Raw genomic sequence first — 373 nt, forward strand, 5'->3', positions numbered from 1 at the left:
GCTCGAAACCGTGCGGATGATGCGCGACGAATCGAAATTCCGCTCCGGCCGCAAGATCACCAAAGCGCCGCAGGTTTTCCTCGGCGCCGCGATCAACCCCTTCGCCCCGCCCTACGATTTCAGGCCCTATCGGCTGGGCAAGAAGATCGAGGCCGGCGCACAGTTTGTGCAGAGCCAGTATTGCTTCGATGTACCGATGTTCAGGGAATATATGAAGAAGGTCGTCGACCTCGGTTTCGCCGAAAAATGCTTCGTCCTCGCTGGCGTCGGTCCGATGGCCTCTGCCAAGACCGCCAAGTGGATCCGCTCGAACGTGCCGGGCATCCATATACCGGATTCGGTCATCGCCCGCCTGGAGGGCGCGGCTGACCAG

1 protein-coding gene is annotated in these 373 nt (G+C 60.9%); it reads left to right on the forward strand.

What is annotated here, in order from left to right; translation table 11 throughout:
* Positions 1–373: methylenetetrahydrofolate reductase (locus AC1D0P_RS31940; RefSeq protein WP_477680390.1), on the forward strand; the 373-nt coding region annotated here is incomplete at both ends.

The sequence above is a fragment of the Polaromonas sp. P1_G2 genome, assembly GCF_056405515.1.